The sequence below is a fragment of the Exiguobacterium sp. s35 genome (assembly GCF_018617535.1).
Lineage (GTDB): Bacteria > Bacillota > Bacilli > Exiguobacteriales > Exiguobacteriaceae > Exiguobacterium > Exiguobacterium aestuarii.
On sequence record NZ_JACSKI010000001.1, the window covers coordinates 1,758,828 to 1,776,367 of the forward strand.

At 48.6% G+C, this 17,540-nt stretch carries 15 protein-coding genes; 4 read left to right on the plus strand and 11 right to left on the minus strand.

The window, feature by feature from the left end:
* The first annotated feature begins 60 nt into the window (after positions 1-60).
* The 3 genes from KNO75_RS08910 (at position 61) to KNO75_RS08920 (ending at position 4,897) form a co-directional block, all read left to right on the plus strand.
* Positions 61-2,400, plus strand: coding sequence for a glycoside hydrolase family 65 protein (locus KNO75_RS08910; protein WP_214821763.1), 2,340 nt, complete (start codon positions 61-63; stop codon positions 2,398-2,400).
* Positions 2,397-3,683: a glycoside hydrolase family 32 protein gene (locus KNO75_RS08915; protein ID WP_214821222.1), complete on the plus strand. Its 1,287-nt coding sequence runs from the start codon at positions 2,397-2,399 to the stop codon at positions 3,681-3,683. Before KNO75_RS08910 ends, KNO75_RS08915 begins: the two co-directional genes overlap by 4 nt.
* A 128-nt stretch (positions 3,684-3,811) precedes the next feature.
* Positions 3,812-4,897, plus strand: a complete 1,086-nt coding sequence (locus KNO75_RS08920) for a GGDEF domain-containing protein (protein WP_214816538.1) — start codon at positions 3,812-3,814, stop codon at positions 4,895-4,897.
* A 39-nt stretch (positions 4,898-4,936) separates the two neighbouring features.
* Here the strand turns inward: KNO75_RS08920 and KNO75_RS08925 are convergent, their stop codons facing one another.
* The 7 genes from KNO75_RS08925 to KNO75_RS08955 all read right to left on the minus strand — a co-directional run bounded on the left by KNO75_RS08925 (position 4,937) and on the right by KNO75_RS08955 (position 12,002).
* Positions 4,937-5,611 carry a glycerophosphodiester phosphodiesterase gene (locus KNO75_RS08925; RefSeq protein WP_214821224.1) on the minus strand — a complete coding sequence of 225 codons (675 nt, stop codon included), beginning with the start codon at positions 5,609-5,611 and terminating at the stop codon, positions 4,937-4,939.
* A gap of 1 nt (position 5,612) precedes the next feature.
* Positions 5,613-6,920, minus strand: a complete 1,308-nt coding sequence (locus tag KNO75_RS08930) for an ABC transporter substrate-binding protein (protein WP_214821226.1) — start codon at positions 6,918-6,920, stop codon at positions 5,613-5,615.
* Positions 6,921-6,936: 16 nt separating this feature from the next.
* Positions 6,937-7,746, minus strand: coding sequence for a carbohydrate ABC transporter permease (locus KNO75_RS08935; RefSeq protein ID WP_214821228.1), 810 nt, complete (start codon positions 7,744-7,746; stop codon positions 6,937-6,939).
* The gene (locus KNO75_RS08940) at positions 7,743-8,648 is read right to left on the minus strand and encodes a carbohydrate ABC transporter permease (protein ID WP_214793022.1); all 906 of its coding nucleotides are present in this window, start codon (positions 8,646-8,648) and stop codon (positions 7,743-7,745) included. Before KNO75_RS08940 ends, KNO75_RS08935 begins: the two co-directional genes overlap by 4 nt.
* Entirely contained in the window at positions 8,645-9,736 is a 1,092-nt protein-coding gene (locus tag KNO75_RS08945) for an ABC transporter ATP-binding protein (protein ID WP_214821230.1), read from the minus strand. The genes KNO75_RS08940 and KNO75_RS08945 overlap by 4 nt, the downstream gene beginning before the upstream one ends.
* Positions 9,733-10,320 (minus strand): glycerol-3-phosphate responsive antiterminator, encoded by a 588-nt coding sequence (locus KNO75_RS08950; RefSeq protein ID WP_483298000.1) that lies wholly within the window; start codon positions 10,318-10,320, stop codon positions 9,733-9,735. Before KNO75_RS08950 ends, KNO75_RS08945 begins: the two co-directional genes overlap by 4 nt.
* A gap of 200 nt (positions 10,321-10,520) precedes the next feature.
* The gene (locus tag KNO75_RS08955) at positions 10,521-12,002 is read right to left on the minus strand and encodes a cryptochrome/photolyase family protein (RefSeq protein WP_214821232.1); all 1,482 of its coding nucleotides are present in this window, start codon (positions 12,000-12,002) and stop codon (positions 10,521-10,523) included.
* A 64-nt stretch (positions 12,003-12,066) separates the two neighbouring features.
* Here KNO75_RS08955 and KNO75_RS08960 point away from each other — a divergent pair, with 64 nt between their 5' ends.
* Positions 12,067-12,696, plus strand: coding sequence for a methyltransferase domain-containing protein (locus tag KNO75_RS08960; RefSeq protein WP_214793011.1), 630 nt, complete (start codon positions 12,067-12,069; stop codon positions 12,694-12,696).
* A gap of 104 nt (positions 12,697-12,800) precedes the next feature.
* On the opposite strand, the gene arcC is transcribed toward KNO75_RS08960, so the two are convergent.
* Genes arcC through fdrA form a run of 4 tightly spaced genes read right to left on the minus strand, consistent with a single transcriptional unit; the run spans position 12,801 to position 17,532 of the window.
* Positions 12,801-13,763, minus strand: a complete 963-nt coding sequence (arcC, locus tag KNO75_RS08965; RefSeq protein WP_214821234.1) for a carbamate kinase — start codon at positions 13,761-13,763, stop codon at positions 12,801-12,803.
* Entirely contained in the window at positions 13,760-14,560 is an 801-nt protein-coding gene (locus KNO75_RS08970; protein WP_214793003.1) for an oxamate carbamoyltransferase subunit AllH family protein, read from the minus strand. Before KNO75_RS08970 ends, arcC begins: the two co-directional genes overlap by 4 nt.
* The gene (locus KNO75_RS08975; RefSeq protein WP_214821243.1) at positions 14,557-15,828 is read right to left on the minus strand and encodes a YlbE family protein; all 1,272 of its coding nucleotides are present in this window, start codon (positions 15,826-15,828) and stop codon (positions 14,557-14,559) included. The genes KNO75_RS08970 and KNO75_RS08975 overlap by 4 nt, the downstream gene beginning before the upstream one ends.
* A gap of 12 nt (positions 15,829-15,840) precedes the next feature.
* Complete coding sequence (fdrA, locus tag KNO75_RS08980; RefSeq protein ID WP_214821245.1) at positions 15,841-17,532, minus strand: acyl-CoA synthetase FdrA; 1,692 nt, start codon at positions 17,530-17,532, stop codon at positions 15,841-15,843.
* Positions 17,533-17,540 lie beyond the last annotated feature (8 nt).

Here is a 17,540-nt window from a genome sequence, read left to right on the forward strand (position 1 = left end):
TGGTGACGAATCAAGAAAGCGCTTTATCATACAGGAGGTTACAAAGTGACGAACACATTGATGAACTATACGACTGGCAGAGAAAATCTACAACATTGGCTCGTATCTGAAGACGGATTTCGCCCGGAATGGCTCGGGAAAGGTGAATCAGTATTTTCTCTCGGAAATGGATACATGGGGCTACGTTCTGTCACAGAAGAACATTATGCAAATGAGACACGCAACTTGTTCGTGGCCGGGACATTCAATAAGTTCGCTGAGAATGAAGTGACCGAACTTCCGAATGCAGCAGACCTTATTTGGATGGAATTCAAATTAGACGGTGTCCGTTTTGATTTGACACAGGGAAATATTCTTTCTTATCGTCGTACACTAAATTTAAAAGAAGCTGAACTCGTACGTGAAGTCACATGGCAAAGTCCGAACGGAAATGTTTACGACCTTACTTTCCGACGATTCGTCTCCATGGACAACCTGCATGTAATCGCTCAACGAGTGACTGTAACACCTAAACAAAACAGTGTTCTCGCTCTTACTTCAGGTATTAATGGACAAACGACAAACAGTGGTGTCCAGCACTTTTTAGAAGGAAACAAACGACTGTATGACGGACGCTTTATGCAACAGATCCAAACGACGACTGAATCGGGAATCGATTTCGTCTTCCATAGCGTCCATCGCTTCTACCAACATGAAACAATGAATCCGACATCCATCATCAAAATGGATCGCCGTCAAATCTTCTTTGACTACTCGGATATTGTGATTCCAGCAAATGAAGTACTTACAATCGAAAAATACTCGACTGTCTTCACTTCTCGAGATAAAGAATTGACAGTCGATACGACAGAAGAACTCGCAAATCTTGCATTGAATGTGACACGTGAGATTGAATCGAAAGGGTACGATCACTTACTCGGTAGCCACGTTCAAGCATGGAATGACCTCGTGTGGTCGCGCACACCAATCACTATAAACTCAAAAAATATGTTCGACCAACTGGCTATCCGATTTGCTCAATACCATCTTGCTGTCATGACACCGAAGCACGACAACCGAATGAACATCGGAGCAAAAGGTTTGTCCGGCGAAGGTTATAAAGGGCATACGTTCTGGGATACAGAAATCTTTATCTTGCCCTACTACACGTACACGAATCCGGCAATCGCACGTAGCTTGCTCGAGTATCGTTACCTCTCGCTACCTGGGGCACATCGGAAAGCGAAAGAGAATGGATACGATGGTGCGATGTTCCCGTGGGAATCAGCATGGCTCGATGATGGTGAAGTTACACCAGTCTGGGGTGCTGCAGACATTGTCACAGGTGAGGCAACAAAAATTTGGTCTGGTTTTATCGAGCAACACATTACCTCGGATGTCGCTTTCGCAGCTTGGCAATATTATCACGTCACCGGTGATCAAGAATTTATGGACAATTACGGATATGAACTTTTGATTGATACCGCAAAATTCTGGGCGAGTCGCCTTGAATGGAATGAAACGTATAACCGTTACGAAATCAATCAGGTCGTCGGACCAGATGAATATAAAGAACACGTCAACAACAACGCGTTCACGAATTATACAGCCCACTGGAACATTCAAAAGGCGATTGAATATGTAGAACTAATACGCACCGAAAAACCGATCCTGTTTGAACAATTGAACGAAAAGCTTGATTTGGAGACGGCTGAAACACGATTCCGACATGTCCTTGACTTGATTTACTTGCCACAAGTACGTGAAGATGGCGTATTGCCACAAGATGATACGTATTTGCAAAAGAAAATTATTGATTTGAGCAAATATAAAAATCAAGAGCATGTGGGTTCCATGTTCTATGACTATAATCTAGAACAAGTTAACGAAATCCAAGTATCAAAACAAGCAGACGTGATGATTTTGATGTATTTACTTGAAGACCTGTTCTCAGCAGATGTCAAACGAGCAAACTGGGAATACTATGAGCCGAAGACATTACATGACTCCTCGCTCTCTCTTTCAACTCATAGCGTCCTTGCGTCCGATCTCGGTAACCGCGAACTCGCTTACAGCTTATTCCGTCGAGCCTCTGAGATTGATCTTGGTCCGAATATGAAAACGTCTGATGCAGGTATCCACGCAGCATCACTCGGTGGAATTTGGCAAGCTGTCGTAAACGGCTTTGGTGGCGTACGCATGACCGGTGGAGAGTTGCGCATTTCTCCTATGTTACCGGAAGCTTGGGAAGATCTTACTTTCTCAATCGATTGGAAGGGAGAAACGCTCGACATTTCTGCATCACATGACAAAGTTGTGCTTACGCGTCGTGTACCTTCAACTGAGCCGCTCACTGTCGAAATTTATGGAGAAAAGCAGATGATTACGGACACATTCACAAGTGAAGTGTTATCCGTATGACATATCGTCCTATCTACCATTTTGCGCCTCCCTTTGGCTGGATGAACGATCCTAATGGTCTTTGTCAGTTTAACGGTGTCTACCATCTTTTTTATCAGTATCATCCGTTTGGAATAGATTGGGATGATATGCACTGGGGGCACGCTACATCAACGGATTTAATCCATTGGGAACATAAGCCAATCGCTCTACGTCCAGGTGAGCATTATGATCGAGATGGTATCTTTTCAGGAAGCGCGTTAATCAAAGACGACATGCTTCATTTGTATTACACAGGTAACACGTGGTTAGATGAAAAGCGTGAAACGTTGCGTCAAGTCCAATGTCTTGCTACATCAAAAGATGGATTCTCGTTTCAAAAAAGTGTACAAAATCCTCTCATATCAGAGATTCCCGAACATGGAAACGCCCATGTTCGGGATCCTAAGGTGTGGGATGATAACGGTAAATACTATATGATTCTCGGCACACGCGATGAATTGAACGGGAAAGTCGCACTGTACGAATCAGATGACGCTTTACAATGGAGGGAGAGAGGAATCATTGCAGGTGATTCAGGAGAACATGGTTGGATGTGGGAATGTCCCGACCTTTTTTCTTTGGAAAACTATGATGTTCTATTACTTTCTCCACAAGGAATGAACCCTGTAGGAGATCGCTATCATAATCTTCATCAATGCGGTTATTTTATAGGAGAGCTCGATGTAAAAACACCGCAGTTCACACATGGCTCGTTCTCAGAGCTAGATTATGGTCATGATTTTTACGCTGCTCAAACCTTTCTAGATGATAAAGGCAGACGGATTCTGATTGCTTGGAACGCAATGTGGGAAGAAGCCTGGCCAGAACAACGAGAAGGCTGGACGAACCAGATGACGATCCCAAGAGAACTAACGATACGAAATGGTCGGCTCTGGATGACTCCAATTGAAGAAATGAAATTATTACGTCAACGTTCAACACCCCTCAGATTGTCTACCTTTTCAGGTAAAGCGTTCGAGCTTGAGTTTGATGTTCAAGGAGAATTTCAATTCAGTTGTTTTGAAGGTACCGCTACGCTTTCTGTTACCAAAGGTGATATCCAAATCGTTCGAGACGAACAAGAACGACGAGTTCAGGCTAATTGTGAACGAGTTCGAATATTCATAGACTCTTCTTCCATTGAAATCTTCGTGAATGATGGTGAGTATGTCTTTTCTAGTCGGATTTATCCAACTGATCACACATTACAACATCGCCTCACTGGTGAAATTTCAAATATTATGTACCATCCTTTTGAATAAGTAGCCTGAAGCAAATCCGTAACCAATTTCGGGTCTGCTTTTTAGCATACACTGAGGCATTTTATAATTGACATTATTTTGAAGACTGCTACGGTTAATGTATAGTCTATCGAAAAGGTCGTGAAGGAATGACGCTCACCGTCTTGTTACTGAACGCCTGTGTTGCGTTCACCGGATTTTACATCATCTCGAAGATTTATCATTCTACGCTATTCCACTCACATTTTTTCCGTAGCTTAATCATCGGTCTGTTGGCCGGTGCGCTCGGTCTCTTTTTGATGTACAACGCCGTCGAGGCCAACGATACGGTGCGTGTGGATTTACGTCATCTACCGCTCGTCTTACTCGCGTTTTACGGCGCTCGGATGCCACTGTTTATTGCGACACTCGTCATTGCGAGTACGCGCTTCTTGTTCGGGATGACGGAACAAGCTTTTATCGCCTTCGTCGCGACATTCGTGGTCAGTATCGGGATGCTCTGGATTCATCGGTTGCTTCGGGAGCGACTGTTCTTACAAAGCATCTTTTTAAACGTCTGGGCGCTATTCGTCATCTCAATTGCCGTCTACATCAACATGGGATGGAATACGGCGTATGTGTCCCTCGTCTTGACCATTTGGATGGTCGGCATGCTCGTCGGTCTACTCTCGAGTATCCTCACCATCGATTTAGAACAGACGACCCGGCGTGCGATCGAATACAAACAGTCATCAGAGCGAGACCACTTGACCGGTCTCTATAATCGACGCGTATGGGATCGGTACACAGCTTCCATCGCACAAGAGAATCGGACGTACAATGTTCTTGCGCTCGATATCGATCACTTCAAACAGGTGAACGATACATATGGTCACGGGAACGGTGATCTCGTGTTACAACAGTTCGCCGACATTTTGAAAGTAGAGACGCGTGCACACGACACCGTTGCTCGTATCGGTGGAGAAGAGTTCGTCATTTTGATGTACGATTTGACGCCAGAAAAAGTGGATAAAGTGGCGAACCGGATTCGGGAACGGATTGCCGCTGAAACGTTCTACTTGGACGATTTCCCACCGATTCACATCACGACATCCGTAGGGGTCGCCCACGGTACATCCCTTCCAATCAAACGGATGGTCGACCTCGCCGATTCGGCGCTCTATCAAGCCAAAAGTGAGGGGCGTAACCAAGTCGTCATCTCAACCTATGAATCATCTGAACCGATCATGACATGAACGAACCCCGCTCCTTCAAGGAGCGGGGTTTTGTCTTGGTTATCTCGTAAATCGTTCGACTTCATCCGTCATGATGGCCGCCACCGGAATCGGAGGCAGCTCTGTCACATCGTTAATCGTGTAGAGTCTTGTCTCGAGGGACGTCCGTTGAATCGCTTCCCACGCTTTCGAACCGATAAACTCGGCCTGTGCGTGAATTGCCTCGGCCTGTATTGTTTCAGCAAACGACACGGTGTCCGATTCTCCCGTCAGCGTCAAGACAGCAAGGCGTGCGGTCGGCGCCTCATCCCGCATCCGGACGAGCGTCTCGCGATTAAACGAAGAGAAGACGACCCGGTCAGTCAGTTGGAACTCGTCAACGGCGAGCCAGGCAAGTCGTTCGATGCCTGGATACGCGTATTGGTCCGTCTTCAATTCAATGTTAAGCGTAACGTCACTTCGTTCAATCAAGCCGAGCACTTCTTCTAACGTCGGAATCCGTTCATATCCGTCAATTTTTAATTGACGCAGTTCTTGAAGCGTCATGTCTTTCACCCATCCTGCCCCATCTGTCGTCCGATCGACGGTCTCGTCATGGATGACGACGAGCCGACCGTCTTTTGATAGTTGAACATCCAGCTCGATGCCATCCACATGAGGGAGGGCCGCTTCGAACGCGGACAACGTATTTTCCGGGTAATTGGCGCTATATCCACGATGTGCGTAAATCAACATATCACTGCCCCAAGGTGGAAGTCGTCTCGTCAGCCGCGCGCTTCAATGCGTCCTCGACCGACACGCCTTGATACAGGCTCTCCATCGCGTTGACGACACTCTGACGTGATTGTGGGAATGTCGAGATGAGCGCTCCTTGTGTCGCCGGTGAAGGTTTCGTCTCACTCAATTGGTCGACCGTCACTTTGAGCTGTGGATATGTCGCCCACATTTCTTCGACGATCGGTTCATTGTATGCTTCAGGGTTGATGGCAAAGTAGCCTGTGTCGACATGCCACTGTGCTTGCGCCTCTGTTGATGACACGTACTTCATGAACTCCCACGCGCCTTCTTTCGTTTCTTCGGCGATGCCGTCACCCATCCAGAGTGAGGCTCCCCCGATGACGACACCTTGACGATCTGCTTCGTTCGGTACAGGCAAGTAAGAGGCACCGATTTCAAAATCCGCGTTGTCCGCAACGGTACGAATACCGGCTGACGAGTCCAAGTACATTGCGACTTTTCCAGATTGGAACGCCGCACGCATGTCATCCCAGTTTTGACCGACGTTCAGGAACGTCTTCTCATCGTACATGTCTTTGATCAAGTTGAAGGCGTTCTGCCCTTCTTCTCCATCGAATACGGCTTTCGTCGGATTACCACTTCGTCCGTTGTCATGATCGACGTATAGCCCACCTTGCGCAGCGACGAGCTGTTCGAAGAACCAGCCATAGTTGAGCATCGTGAATCCAGTCTGGTCGTCCGTCGTCAATTTCTTCGCTGCCTCTTTCAACTCGTCATACGTGCGCGGCGCCTTCTCTGGGTCGAGTCCCGCCTCTTTGAACGCATCTTTGTTGTAGATGAGGACTGGTGTCGAGGAGTTGAACGGCATCGAGTATTGTTTGCCGTCCACTTGGTAATAGCTCAAGATATTCTCTTCCCATACGCTCGTGTCAAAGTCCTCTTTGTCGATGAACTCTTGGACCGGCGTGATCTTATTTGAGTCAATCATGTATTTCGTCCCGACCTCGAACGTCTGCATGATGGCAGGCGCGTCTTCCGAACCGGCGACCGCGTTAAATTTCGTCAGCGCTTCCTCATACGTTCCTTGGAAGATCGGCTTCACTTCATAATCGTCTTGCGACGCGTTGAACGCATCGACCTGCGTGTTGAGCGCCGTCTCCAAATCCCCGCTCATCGCGTGCCAAAAGACGACTTCTGTCTTTCCGTCTTCCGTCGTTGCCGCGACCGGTGCCGCTTCTTCACTTCCACATGCCCCGAGTAATAATACCGAACTTGCCAACCCTGCGAATAATCCAAACTTTTTCATTTGTCATGTCCCCCTATTATTTGATCGCGCCCTGCGTCAATCCTTCTTGTAGATGTTTTTGCCCTGCGAATAACAATAAAAGTGTCGGAATGATGATCAAGATGACGGCTGCCATGACGACGCCCCAGTCCGAAGCGACCTCGTTCGACTGCATCTGTTTAATCCCGATTTGGACCGTCCGCGCCTGTTCCGTATTCGTGACGAGAAGCGGCCATAAGTACATATTCCAAGTCGTCAAAAAGCTATATACCGACAACGTGACGAGCGGTGTCTTCGAGACCGGCATCACAACGTTCCAGAAGAAGCGGAACCGGCTGATCCCGGCGATTTGTGACGCCTCATACATTTCATATGGAATCGTCTTGAACTGTTGCCGGAGTAGAAACGTCCCGAACGCGAGTGCGAAGAACGGCACCGATAGTCCCCAGACGGTGTTGAGCCAGCCGAGCGACTGGATCGTCAAAAAGTTCGGCACCATCGTCGCTTCCCACGGCACCATCATCGTCGCGAGGAAAAGCATAAAGATGAGCCCTTTTCCTTTGAAGTCGATGAAGACGAACGCGAATGCCGCAAGACTCGACAAGACGACCTGCCCGATCATGACGAGGAGTGCGACAATCAAACTGTTTACTAAGTAGGTCATCATCGGAATTCGTTCGAACGCGGCCACGTAATTCTCGAAGGATGGGTCGCGTGGGAGCAAATGCCCTTGGAGCACTTCCTTTCCGTCCATCAGACTGATCGAGAACGCATACGCGATCGGAAACAGCATAACGACGGCGCTCAAGACGAGAAGCACATACACGCCTACATTCCGTAATCTCATTGGTAATGCACCTTCCTTTCGACCAGTTTAAACTGAAGCCATGTCAACAGAAGGACGGCGATGAATAAGAGCACCGCTTGTGCACTGGCACTTCCGACGTTGTAGTTGATGAACGCGTCTTTATAGATGGCATAGACGATGACGTTCGTCGCATTCGTCGGTCCGCCTTTCGTCAACAAGTCAATCTGCCCGAACGTCTGGAAGGCGTTGATGAGCGAGATGATGCCGACGAAGAAGAGCGTCGGGGACAACATCGGGATCGTGATGGCACGAAGTTGCGTCCAGTAACTCGTCCCCGCGATGTCCGCACTCTCGTATAGCGTCCGGTCGATGTTTTGCAGACCGCCGAGGAGAATCAAAAACGTGAAGCCGATATTCATCCAGACGGTCGCAATCGACACAGAAAGAAGCGCATATTGTGGGTCGAGGAGCCACTGTACGCCGCTCGCACCAATTGCCTCGAGGAAGCGGTTGAAAATCCCGATTGACGGGTTGTACATGAACATCCAGATGACCGATGACGCAGCGACACTCATCCCCATCGTCGCCGAGAACGCCGTACGGAAGAGGCCGATGCCTTTCAATTTCTCGTTGGCGAGTAATGCGAGACCGAGTGCGATGAGAATCGTGAGCGGAACGGTCAACAGGACGAATCCCACCGTCGCTTGGATGCTTTGCCAAAACGCCGCGCTCGTGAACAGGTTGCTGTAATGACCGATGCCGACAAATTCAAGTGGTGTTCCTTGTGTATCCGTCCGAAAGAAGCTTAAATACATCGTCCGGAGGAGCGGATAGACGAGAAAGACACCAAACAAGATGATCGACGGGGACAAGTACAACAGTCCACTCGCCGCGTCCGACAGTCTCGCACGGACTTTCTCCCTCGGTAAGGCGACCGTCATTGGAACACCTCCAACGCCTCAAACAGTTTCGGGTGCTTCGGCTCGATGCGTTGTCCATCCGCATCGAATAGCGACATCTGTTTCGGTTCCACGTAACACGCCACTTTTTCGCCGACGTTGAGTGGCCATTGTCCCGGCCACTTGGCTAGCCATTCATTCCCACCGACATCGAATGCGAGAATCGTCTCGGTCCCGAGGACTTCGATGTTCTTCAATTCCGCATAAAACGTCACGTCCTCATTTGCCGGTTTGATTTGCTCCGGACGGACGCCAAGTGTTGCCGCTGAAACGTCTGTCATCGCGTTCGGATGAAACATGCGTCCGTCCGACGCCATCCATTCTTTTTCTTGTCGTGTGACTTCGGCTAAGTTCATCGGAGGCGACCCGATGAATGAGGCGACGAACGTGTTCGCCGGCTTGTTGTATAGGTCGAGCGGCTTCCCGACTTGTTGTACTTCCCCTTCATTGAGAAGCATGATGCGGTCCGCCATCGTCATCGCCTCGATCTGGTCATGTGTGACGTAAATCATCGTCAGCCCGAGTTTTCGCTGCAACTGACGAATCTCCGAGCGCATCTTCGCCCGTAGTTTCGCGTCTAAGTTCGAGAGCGGCTCATCCATGAGGCAAATCGGTGCCTCGGTCACGATAGCGCGTGCCAAGGCGACGCGTTGTCTTTGACCACCTGACAGCTCACGCGGCTTCCGTTTCAAATAATCGGTAAGTCCGAGCGTGTCGGCCGCCATGAGGCAACGCTCTCGCTGCTCCAATTTCGTCAGTCCTTTCGTATGTAATCCGAACGTGATATTTTTCTCGACCGTCATATGTGGATAGAGCGCATAGTTTTGGAAGACCATCGATAAGTGACGCTCGCTCGGTTTCATCCCGTTTGCCGCCACCCCGTCGATGCGAAGCGTTCCGCTCGTGATCGATTCGAGCCCAGCGATCATACGAAGCATCGTACTCTTGCCACACCCGGACGGTCCGACGAGCGCGAAGAATTCTCCCGCTTCAATCGTCACGTCGATGCCCCGAATGACTTCCGTCTCCCCGAATGATTTCGTCAGTTGTTGTAGTTGAATCGTTTTCATGCCATTTCCTCCTTCTGACTTTGGACTTTCCAAAGTCGTTCATCCCCGGTCGATACCGCGAATGCCCCATGATCGAGGGCGCGATGCACATCAATCGGTTGCCGAATCATGCCACCCGTCACGATTGGGAAAGAAACGTCCCGGGAAATCTTTTCGACGACACTCGGAATCAATCCGGGCATGAGTTCGATCGCGTCCGGTTGCTGGGCCTCTGCGAGTTTAAGGCCGCTCGTGACCGCGTCTGAGTCGACGAGGAACAGGCGTTGGACAGTCAAGAGCCCTGCCCGTTTCGCGTGCTGTAGTACCGATGCCTTCGTCGTGACAATCCCGTCGGCCCCTACTCGTTTGGCGAGATAGTCGATGCCATCCCGGTCGAGACTGATCCCGTTGATTCGCTCGGCGTGGAGGAAGACCGTTCGGTTCTCTCGTTTCAAATGCGCCACATAGCGGTCGAGCGTGCTGAGCGTCCCCATCATGAGGAACGTCGTCGTCACATCTGTCTGCAAAAACGCTTCGATTTGTTTTGGACTCTTGATCGAGGCAATCATCCGTTCCTGCCCGATTCGTGCAATCGCTTCATTCACTTGAATCATCCTTTCTTGAAAAAAAGGACCAACAGAAACGACACGTCAGGGACGTACGGGCTTCTGTTGGTCTCTCAAAGGTTCTACCGGTAACTATTCACTTGGAGTGAGGGGTCTCACAGCTCCTATCGTAGCGGATGATTGTAAAGCTACGATAAAGGAATCGCTAAGTTTCATGAAGAGAACGTAAAAAAACCGATTCACGGGGAATCGGTCAACGTCTGTTCGGCTTTCACTAATATGTCTGCTTTCACGTCATCGTCCCGTCCTTGCCAATTGCGGACCATCATCTTCATCCGTTGATTTTTCGAGAAGCGTTCCTCGTGACGATCGATGAACCGCCAGTAGAGGGCGTTGAACGGACAAGCATCCTCTTCGGTCGTGTGTTTCGGGTTATATGGACAATCTCGACAATAGTCACTCATCCGGTCGATATACTTTCCGGAAGCAACGTATGGTTTCGTGGCGAGTTTCCCACCGTCCGCATGGAGCGCCATCCCGAGCACGTTCGGTAAGACGACCCAGTCATAAGCGTCGATATACATCTCGTTGAACCAGTCGCTCGTCTGTTTTGGATTGATTTCAAACAGCGTCGCATAATTTCCAAGCACCATCAGTCGCTGGATGTGATGGTTGTGCGCATGCGCCACGACCGGCTTCAGACTTTGATGCAGGCAGTTCAAATCCGTCTTCGCGTCCCAGAAGAAGGATGGTAAATCGCGTTCGTGCTTGAACGTGTTCACCTCTTCATACCCCGGCATGACGGCGAGGTAGACGGCGCGCATATATTCCCGCCATCCGAGAATTTGACGGACGAATCCTTCGATCGATGACAATGGGGCATCCGCCTGACACGCCGCCTCGACCACTTCATGTGGCGTCAACAGACCGATGTTGATGGCAGCCGACAACAGACTGTGTGACATCTCAGGTTCATCCGTCATCATCGCATCTTGATACGGACCGAACGTCTCGAGTCGTTCTTCCACGAATCGCTTGAGCGCACGTCTTGCCTCGGTGTGTGTGACTGGCCAGTGAAACGGAGTCACGTTTCCCGGGTGGTCCGAGAACGTCGACTCGACCTTTTCGATGACGTCTTTCGTGATGGCGTCCGGTCGAAAATGAATGGCGGACGGGAACGATAATCCGTCTTTCGGTGGCTTTCGATTCTCCGCATCAAACGACCATTTCCCTCCGCGTGGCTTCCCCTCTTCGAGCAAGACATCGAACCGCTTCCGCATGTGGCGATAAAACCGGTCCATCCGCCACGGCTCGCTTCCAAGAGAGTCTACCGCTTCTTCTTTCGATAAGTAGAAGAGCGGAACATCCGTATGTTCGACAAGCTTATGTTTTTTGCCGAACTGTTTCAGCCTTTTAGCCATCGGTTCATCCGTGACGGCGGTGACATGAATCTCGTCCGGTTGATACTGTTTAAAATGTTCATCCCAAGCGTCTTGAAACGAATCCGCCTCCTGATAATCGACGGTATACCCTTTGTCGCGCAACTCTTCGGCAAAGTGTCGCATCGCCGAGAAAATGAGGACGAGCTTTTGTTTATGATACGGACGCCACGTCGCGCGAGACGTCGCCTCGATCATGACGATGACGTCATCTTCTTTCATCTGCTTCAACATCTCGAGTTCGTGCGAGAGTTGATTGCCAAGTATCCAAAATGAACGCATGTTGTTGACTCCTTTGTCTCGTCAATGTGCTACAATCGAGCTACTTTCAAAGTGAGGTGACAGTATGCTCCCACAAGTGTTCAAAAACTGGGTGGACAGTCAGTATGAAAACCCACGCGGTCCCGTCGGAAAATATATCGGGGAAAAGATGGTGCGCCAACATCGCATCGAAGTCGAATGGACAATCAATCAATTACAAATGCATCCAAACGCGACCGTGCTTGAGCTTGGATGTGGGGCGGGTGATGCGCTAGCGACCATCCTTCAACAGCGTGAAGATGTGACCGTGATCGGTCTCGACCGTTCGAAGACCGTTCTTGCTTCTGCCGAGAAACGTAACGCCACGTCGATTCGAACTGGACGAGCTCACCTGATTCAAGGAGACGTGCATCAGCTCAAGATCGACGACACATCCATTGATCATGTGTTCAGCGTTCATACGCTGTATTTTTGGGAAGATGTGGCGACCGTCCTATCTGAAATCAAGCGCGTCTTGAAACCGAACGGCACGTTTGTGATTACCTATTGCGATGGGAAAGGCGATATGCAGTGGAACGGGATTACTGACTTGATCAATGAACAATTCATCCCTGAGGCGACGAAACTCGGCTTTCAGGAAGTGTCCGTGCGGCGCGGTCCTAACTCCCGTGACTATCGTACGGTCGCGGTGATCGGGGGCAAACCGAATGCTTAATCAGTACCCATTTTTTAGTCACAAAAGACGTCCCGCTCTTTATTCATCATAAAGAACAGGACGTCATTTGTGTGCGTTGAATCGGTCGTCGATTTGTAATGACCTTAGTCGACGATTCCTGCTGCTGTAAAATCATATCGAACTCTCGTACCCGCCGTACCCGATATCGCTCCTTTTAAAGAAGCGATATCGGTAATGACCGCTTCACGTTCAGAGTCGTCTTGAATAAATTGAAGAGCCGCTTCTACCTTCGGCAACATACTCCCTGCCATAAAATGATTCTCTTCAATCAACTGTTCAAGTCTTGAAGTGGTCACTTCTTCTAATTTTTCCTCGTTAGGTTGGTTGAAGTGAAGACATACGTTAGGCACACCCGTTACAATCATAAGATGTGTCGCTTGGATTGATTGGGCCAACTGAGCTGCCGCAAAATCTTTATCGATGACAGCGTCCACTCCATGTAGCGTGTATTGCTCTCGAACGACAGGAACTCCACCACCGCCAGCGGCAATGACAAGATGACCGGCACGAAGCAAATCTTGAATGACTGGGGCTTCTACGATTTGAATTGGTTTTGGACTTGCTACAACTTTTCTATATCCTCTCCCTGCATCTTCAACCATCATCTCACCTTGAGCTCGCATATGCGAGGCTTCCATTTCCGTATAGAAAGGACCAATTGGTTTGGTTGGTTCGGTAAATGCTCGATCTGAAGCATCGACCTCTGACTGGGTGATCATCGTGACGACTTGACGCTCCATTCCACGACGAGATAACTCATTTCTCAGTAACTGTTGGAACCAGTAACCAATCATCCCTTGAGTCATGGCTCCACATGTCCCTAAGTCCATCGCCGGTGTTTTTTCCGAGTCTGCGATTTGTTGTTGAATCAGTATTGCACCGATTTGTGGTCCATTCCCATGACTCAAAACAACTTCATGTCCTTCTTCGATTAAATCAGCAATGTGACGTACCGTTTCAGTAATCGCTTCGCGTTGAGCGGTCGCAGAGCCATCATCTGTTAAAATGGCATTTCCGCCAAGGGCAATCACAATTCGTTTTTTCATCTAACCATGTCCTCCATTTCATGTGTCAATGCTAAATAGATTCCCAATGCCGTATCTTGGCCTGATGAGCTACCAAACTCAATCAGTCGTTCCCAGTCGCTCTGCCAGTCAGAAGGTGATTGTGTTAAAAGTGCCGTGATCAGTCGGTTCAGTTCGTTCGTGTATTCCCCCCGTAATGCTGCTTCATAATAAGCGACTGAACTTCGGGTCGTTCGATATTTGGCGCTTGATACATAATCCACCTGCCATCCCATCGGTCGCCCTAACACTTCACATGCTGCCATATAGCCAACGATTACATCGTCACCACTCGGGGTTAACCCTTTTCCGTAACCGATCAATTGCTTCCCTTTTTCCTGACCAATGTTCGACAAATAATCATATAACGGCTGTTCTTTTTCTCGATAAGCTCGACTCCAATCGTGTCCAAGTTTCTTTAGAGATTGATTCATCTCTTCGATATTTCTTGTGAGTTGAACAGGATTAGGCTTAATTCGCTCTACTTTCATTCTCATCACTTGATTCGGATAAACTGTCACACCAGTCGAAATATGATGGATGGTCGCTCCCGTCCCAACTAGTAAACAATCGCCTACTCTCCATTTCAATTGATCCACCGTCTTCATATGAATACCAAATGGCGCGTAACCATTCTTTGTCGTTCCAATATAGAGCAGGTTTGCGCCTGCCCGAACATTGTAGCCAGTTTGAAAAACGGCTTCGACTTGAAGAGGATGGAATGCATCATGAAGGAGAGAGGCAGCATACGAGCTGTATACCGCCCCAATTTGAATCATGCGTGCTGAACCAATCCTAGTTTTTCAGCATATGCTTCAAGCGCCTTTTCGAAGCAAGCGAGCGGCGCTCGCACGGTACCTGCACCAACTTGTCCGATTCCTGGTTTTTTATGCGCAATGCCTGTATTGATGATTGGTGTGATTCCAGTTTCCACAACTTTTCGAATATCGATTCCTACGCAAGATCCTTGGAAGTCCCAAGATGGAATGCTTAAGTTTGAATTGTGCCGATCGCAAATTTCAATCATCTCTTCACTAATTGATTGAGCCTCACTTGCGCCTGCACGACCTAAGAAACGAGTGACACCTGGCGCGGCTACCATCGCCATTCCCCCGACACCATACGTTTCGGTAATCGCACTATCTCCGATATCTGGGTTGGCATCGTCTTGGCTATATCCTGTAAAGAAGAGACCTTCTGGTGTATTCACCGGAGCTGTAAACCACTTGTCCCCCATCCCACTGATGCGAATACCGAACTCTTTTCCATTTCGCGTCATCGCCGTCACAATCGTGCCTTCCTCATGCTGACGCGCCTCATCTAGCACGGCTTTACATGTCGCCATCATCACGTTCAAGAAAAATTGATCGGTGTCCGCGAGGAACTGTAAAACATCTCGCCGCTCCGTATCATCAATATCTGCAAGCATTAAATAAGGCGCTAACTCTTTCAATAAGAGAACAGAAGCTGCAATATTCCGTTGATGGAACTCATCACCCATCGTGATCGCTTTTGAGATGATGACGTTTAAATTAACACCTTCACCTGTTTCTTTTAACGTTTTTGAAAGAACTGGACCGAGTACGTCTTTCATCCAGTGTAAACGTGAAATGACCTCAGCATCGTTCGCACCAAAACGCATCACTTTACCGATTCCTTCATTCATCGTGCAATACGCTTTGGCGCTACCATTACGGTTTTCAACGACGAGCACCGGCATGTGTCCCGATGTAATCCCCCCCATCGGACCGACAGCATTGACATGATGGCAAGGGGTAAATGTCACTTCACCACGCTCGAGCATCTGTTCCGCTTCCTCATAATCGTCTGTCCATTGTTCGAATATGACTGCCCCGATCGCTGCACCTTTCATTGGTCCCGTCATCTCGTGATAGGCAATCGGTGGACCGGCGTGTAACAGTACTTTATCTTTTAAAATCGGAATGACCGTGTGGGCCGGAACGACATCCGTCAAAAATGGCTGTCCATTCAGAATGGTTTGTACGACTTTTTCATTTGCTTCTTGAATCATAGCTCCGATACTCATTTGTTTTCCTCCTCAAGACATGAGCGCGAGTAAGCGCTGAAGATGTAGTTTTCCGCCTGCAGTCGGTTGCCAGTTGTATTGCACACTTTGTCCTCCCTCATTCGTTACTGCGTCTGCGAATGAGCGAAGTCCTAAATTAATCACTTTAGGTGCACATAATAATTGTTGAATGGCGTCCGACGACTCTACTTGGGGTGTGTTCCGTTCAACCGACGGCATTGTTTTCTCCTCGAATTTTGGTACAGGTTGTCCAATCATATGAAGGGCATATTCAACAGCTGCGACATTACTCTCGGCGACGAAGATACCCGCTGATTCAAAAAGTTGTTTTTGAGCACTATAACGTTGTGGATCTTGCTCGGTACCACATACGTTGACGATGACATGAACGTTTGGTCGTGACGTCTGTAGTGCTTGTAACGTCGGAAGCAATGCGCCAGCCATGTTTTCATGAGAACCGTATCCGAGAACATTATCTAATAGCAGTACAATCGAGTCGTCCGTATCACAGTAACGATTAATAAAATCAATACGTGTCGACGGATCAATCATCGGGTGCGGTTTACCCTGGGTATAGACGTCATCACCTAAATCGATGACGACATTTCCTTCATAATCGAATGAGAATCCGTCACGATGTTCTCTGTCTGCCTCTACACCAAACGAGAGCGCAAGCAAATCGGCAGTTTCCGCAGCTAACGTTCCGCCCGAGAACAATCCGACGATCCGTGTCGCTTCCCTCGAGACCTGTTCCATTCGTTTCTGTTCAGTTGTCGACTTACCGAGCGCCAATAATGCCGCTTCTTCTGATGTATCTGCGTAAATGACGTGATGTCTTGGTGCGAGACCATGTTCACCGACAAAGAAAGCCACGATCGGTTTTGTCACCTGTTGAAGGAGCTGTTCAATTTCTTCTCGTACTTCCTTAGCAGGTGGTTTTGAAATCACGACAATCGTATCTGTCGATGCATCCTGTTCAAGAGCTCGTATACCTGCTTTCATCGAAATTCCACCAATCTCCGTAGACAAGTCACGTCCTCCCGTTCCAATGGCATGCGATACACCACCACCGAGACGATCAATCAACGTCGCCACTTCTTGAATCCCTGTTCCGGAAGCACCTACAATACCAACACGTCCTGTTTGAACGACGTTCGTGAACGCCAGAGGAATTCCAGCGAGTGAGGCAGTCCCACAGTCTGGACCCATGACTAATAATCCATTCTGATCAGCATATTGTTTTAATTCGCGTTCGACTTCAACGGGAACATTGTCACTGAAAATATGAACATTCAGTCCTTGATTGAGCGCCTTTCTCGCCTCATATTCAACGTATTGTCCAGGAATCGACAATAAAGCCAAGTTCGCATCGGGTAACTCTTCCAAAGCTCCTTTCCAAGAACGAGCTTCTTGTTTATCTCCTGAATCTTGTTTCGTTTGATTGTTCAAGAAGTCGTGAATGGCGGTCAATAGTCGCTCTGTCTGATCTGTTTCTGAATCTACAACGATGCACATATCCTGCGGTGTTGCTGTTTCTAATTCGCTTGTGTAAAAACCTGTACTTTTAAAAATATCAAGGTTCGCTGGCGTTCCCATCATGATTGAGACTTTATTGATTCCTTCAAGACTCGAGACATGATTTGACAACACCATGAGTGTCACCGAATCTTGGTATGTGTTTTCTTGAATGATTGTGGTTAACATACGTTTCT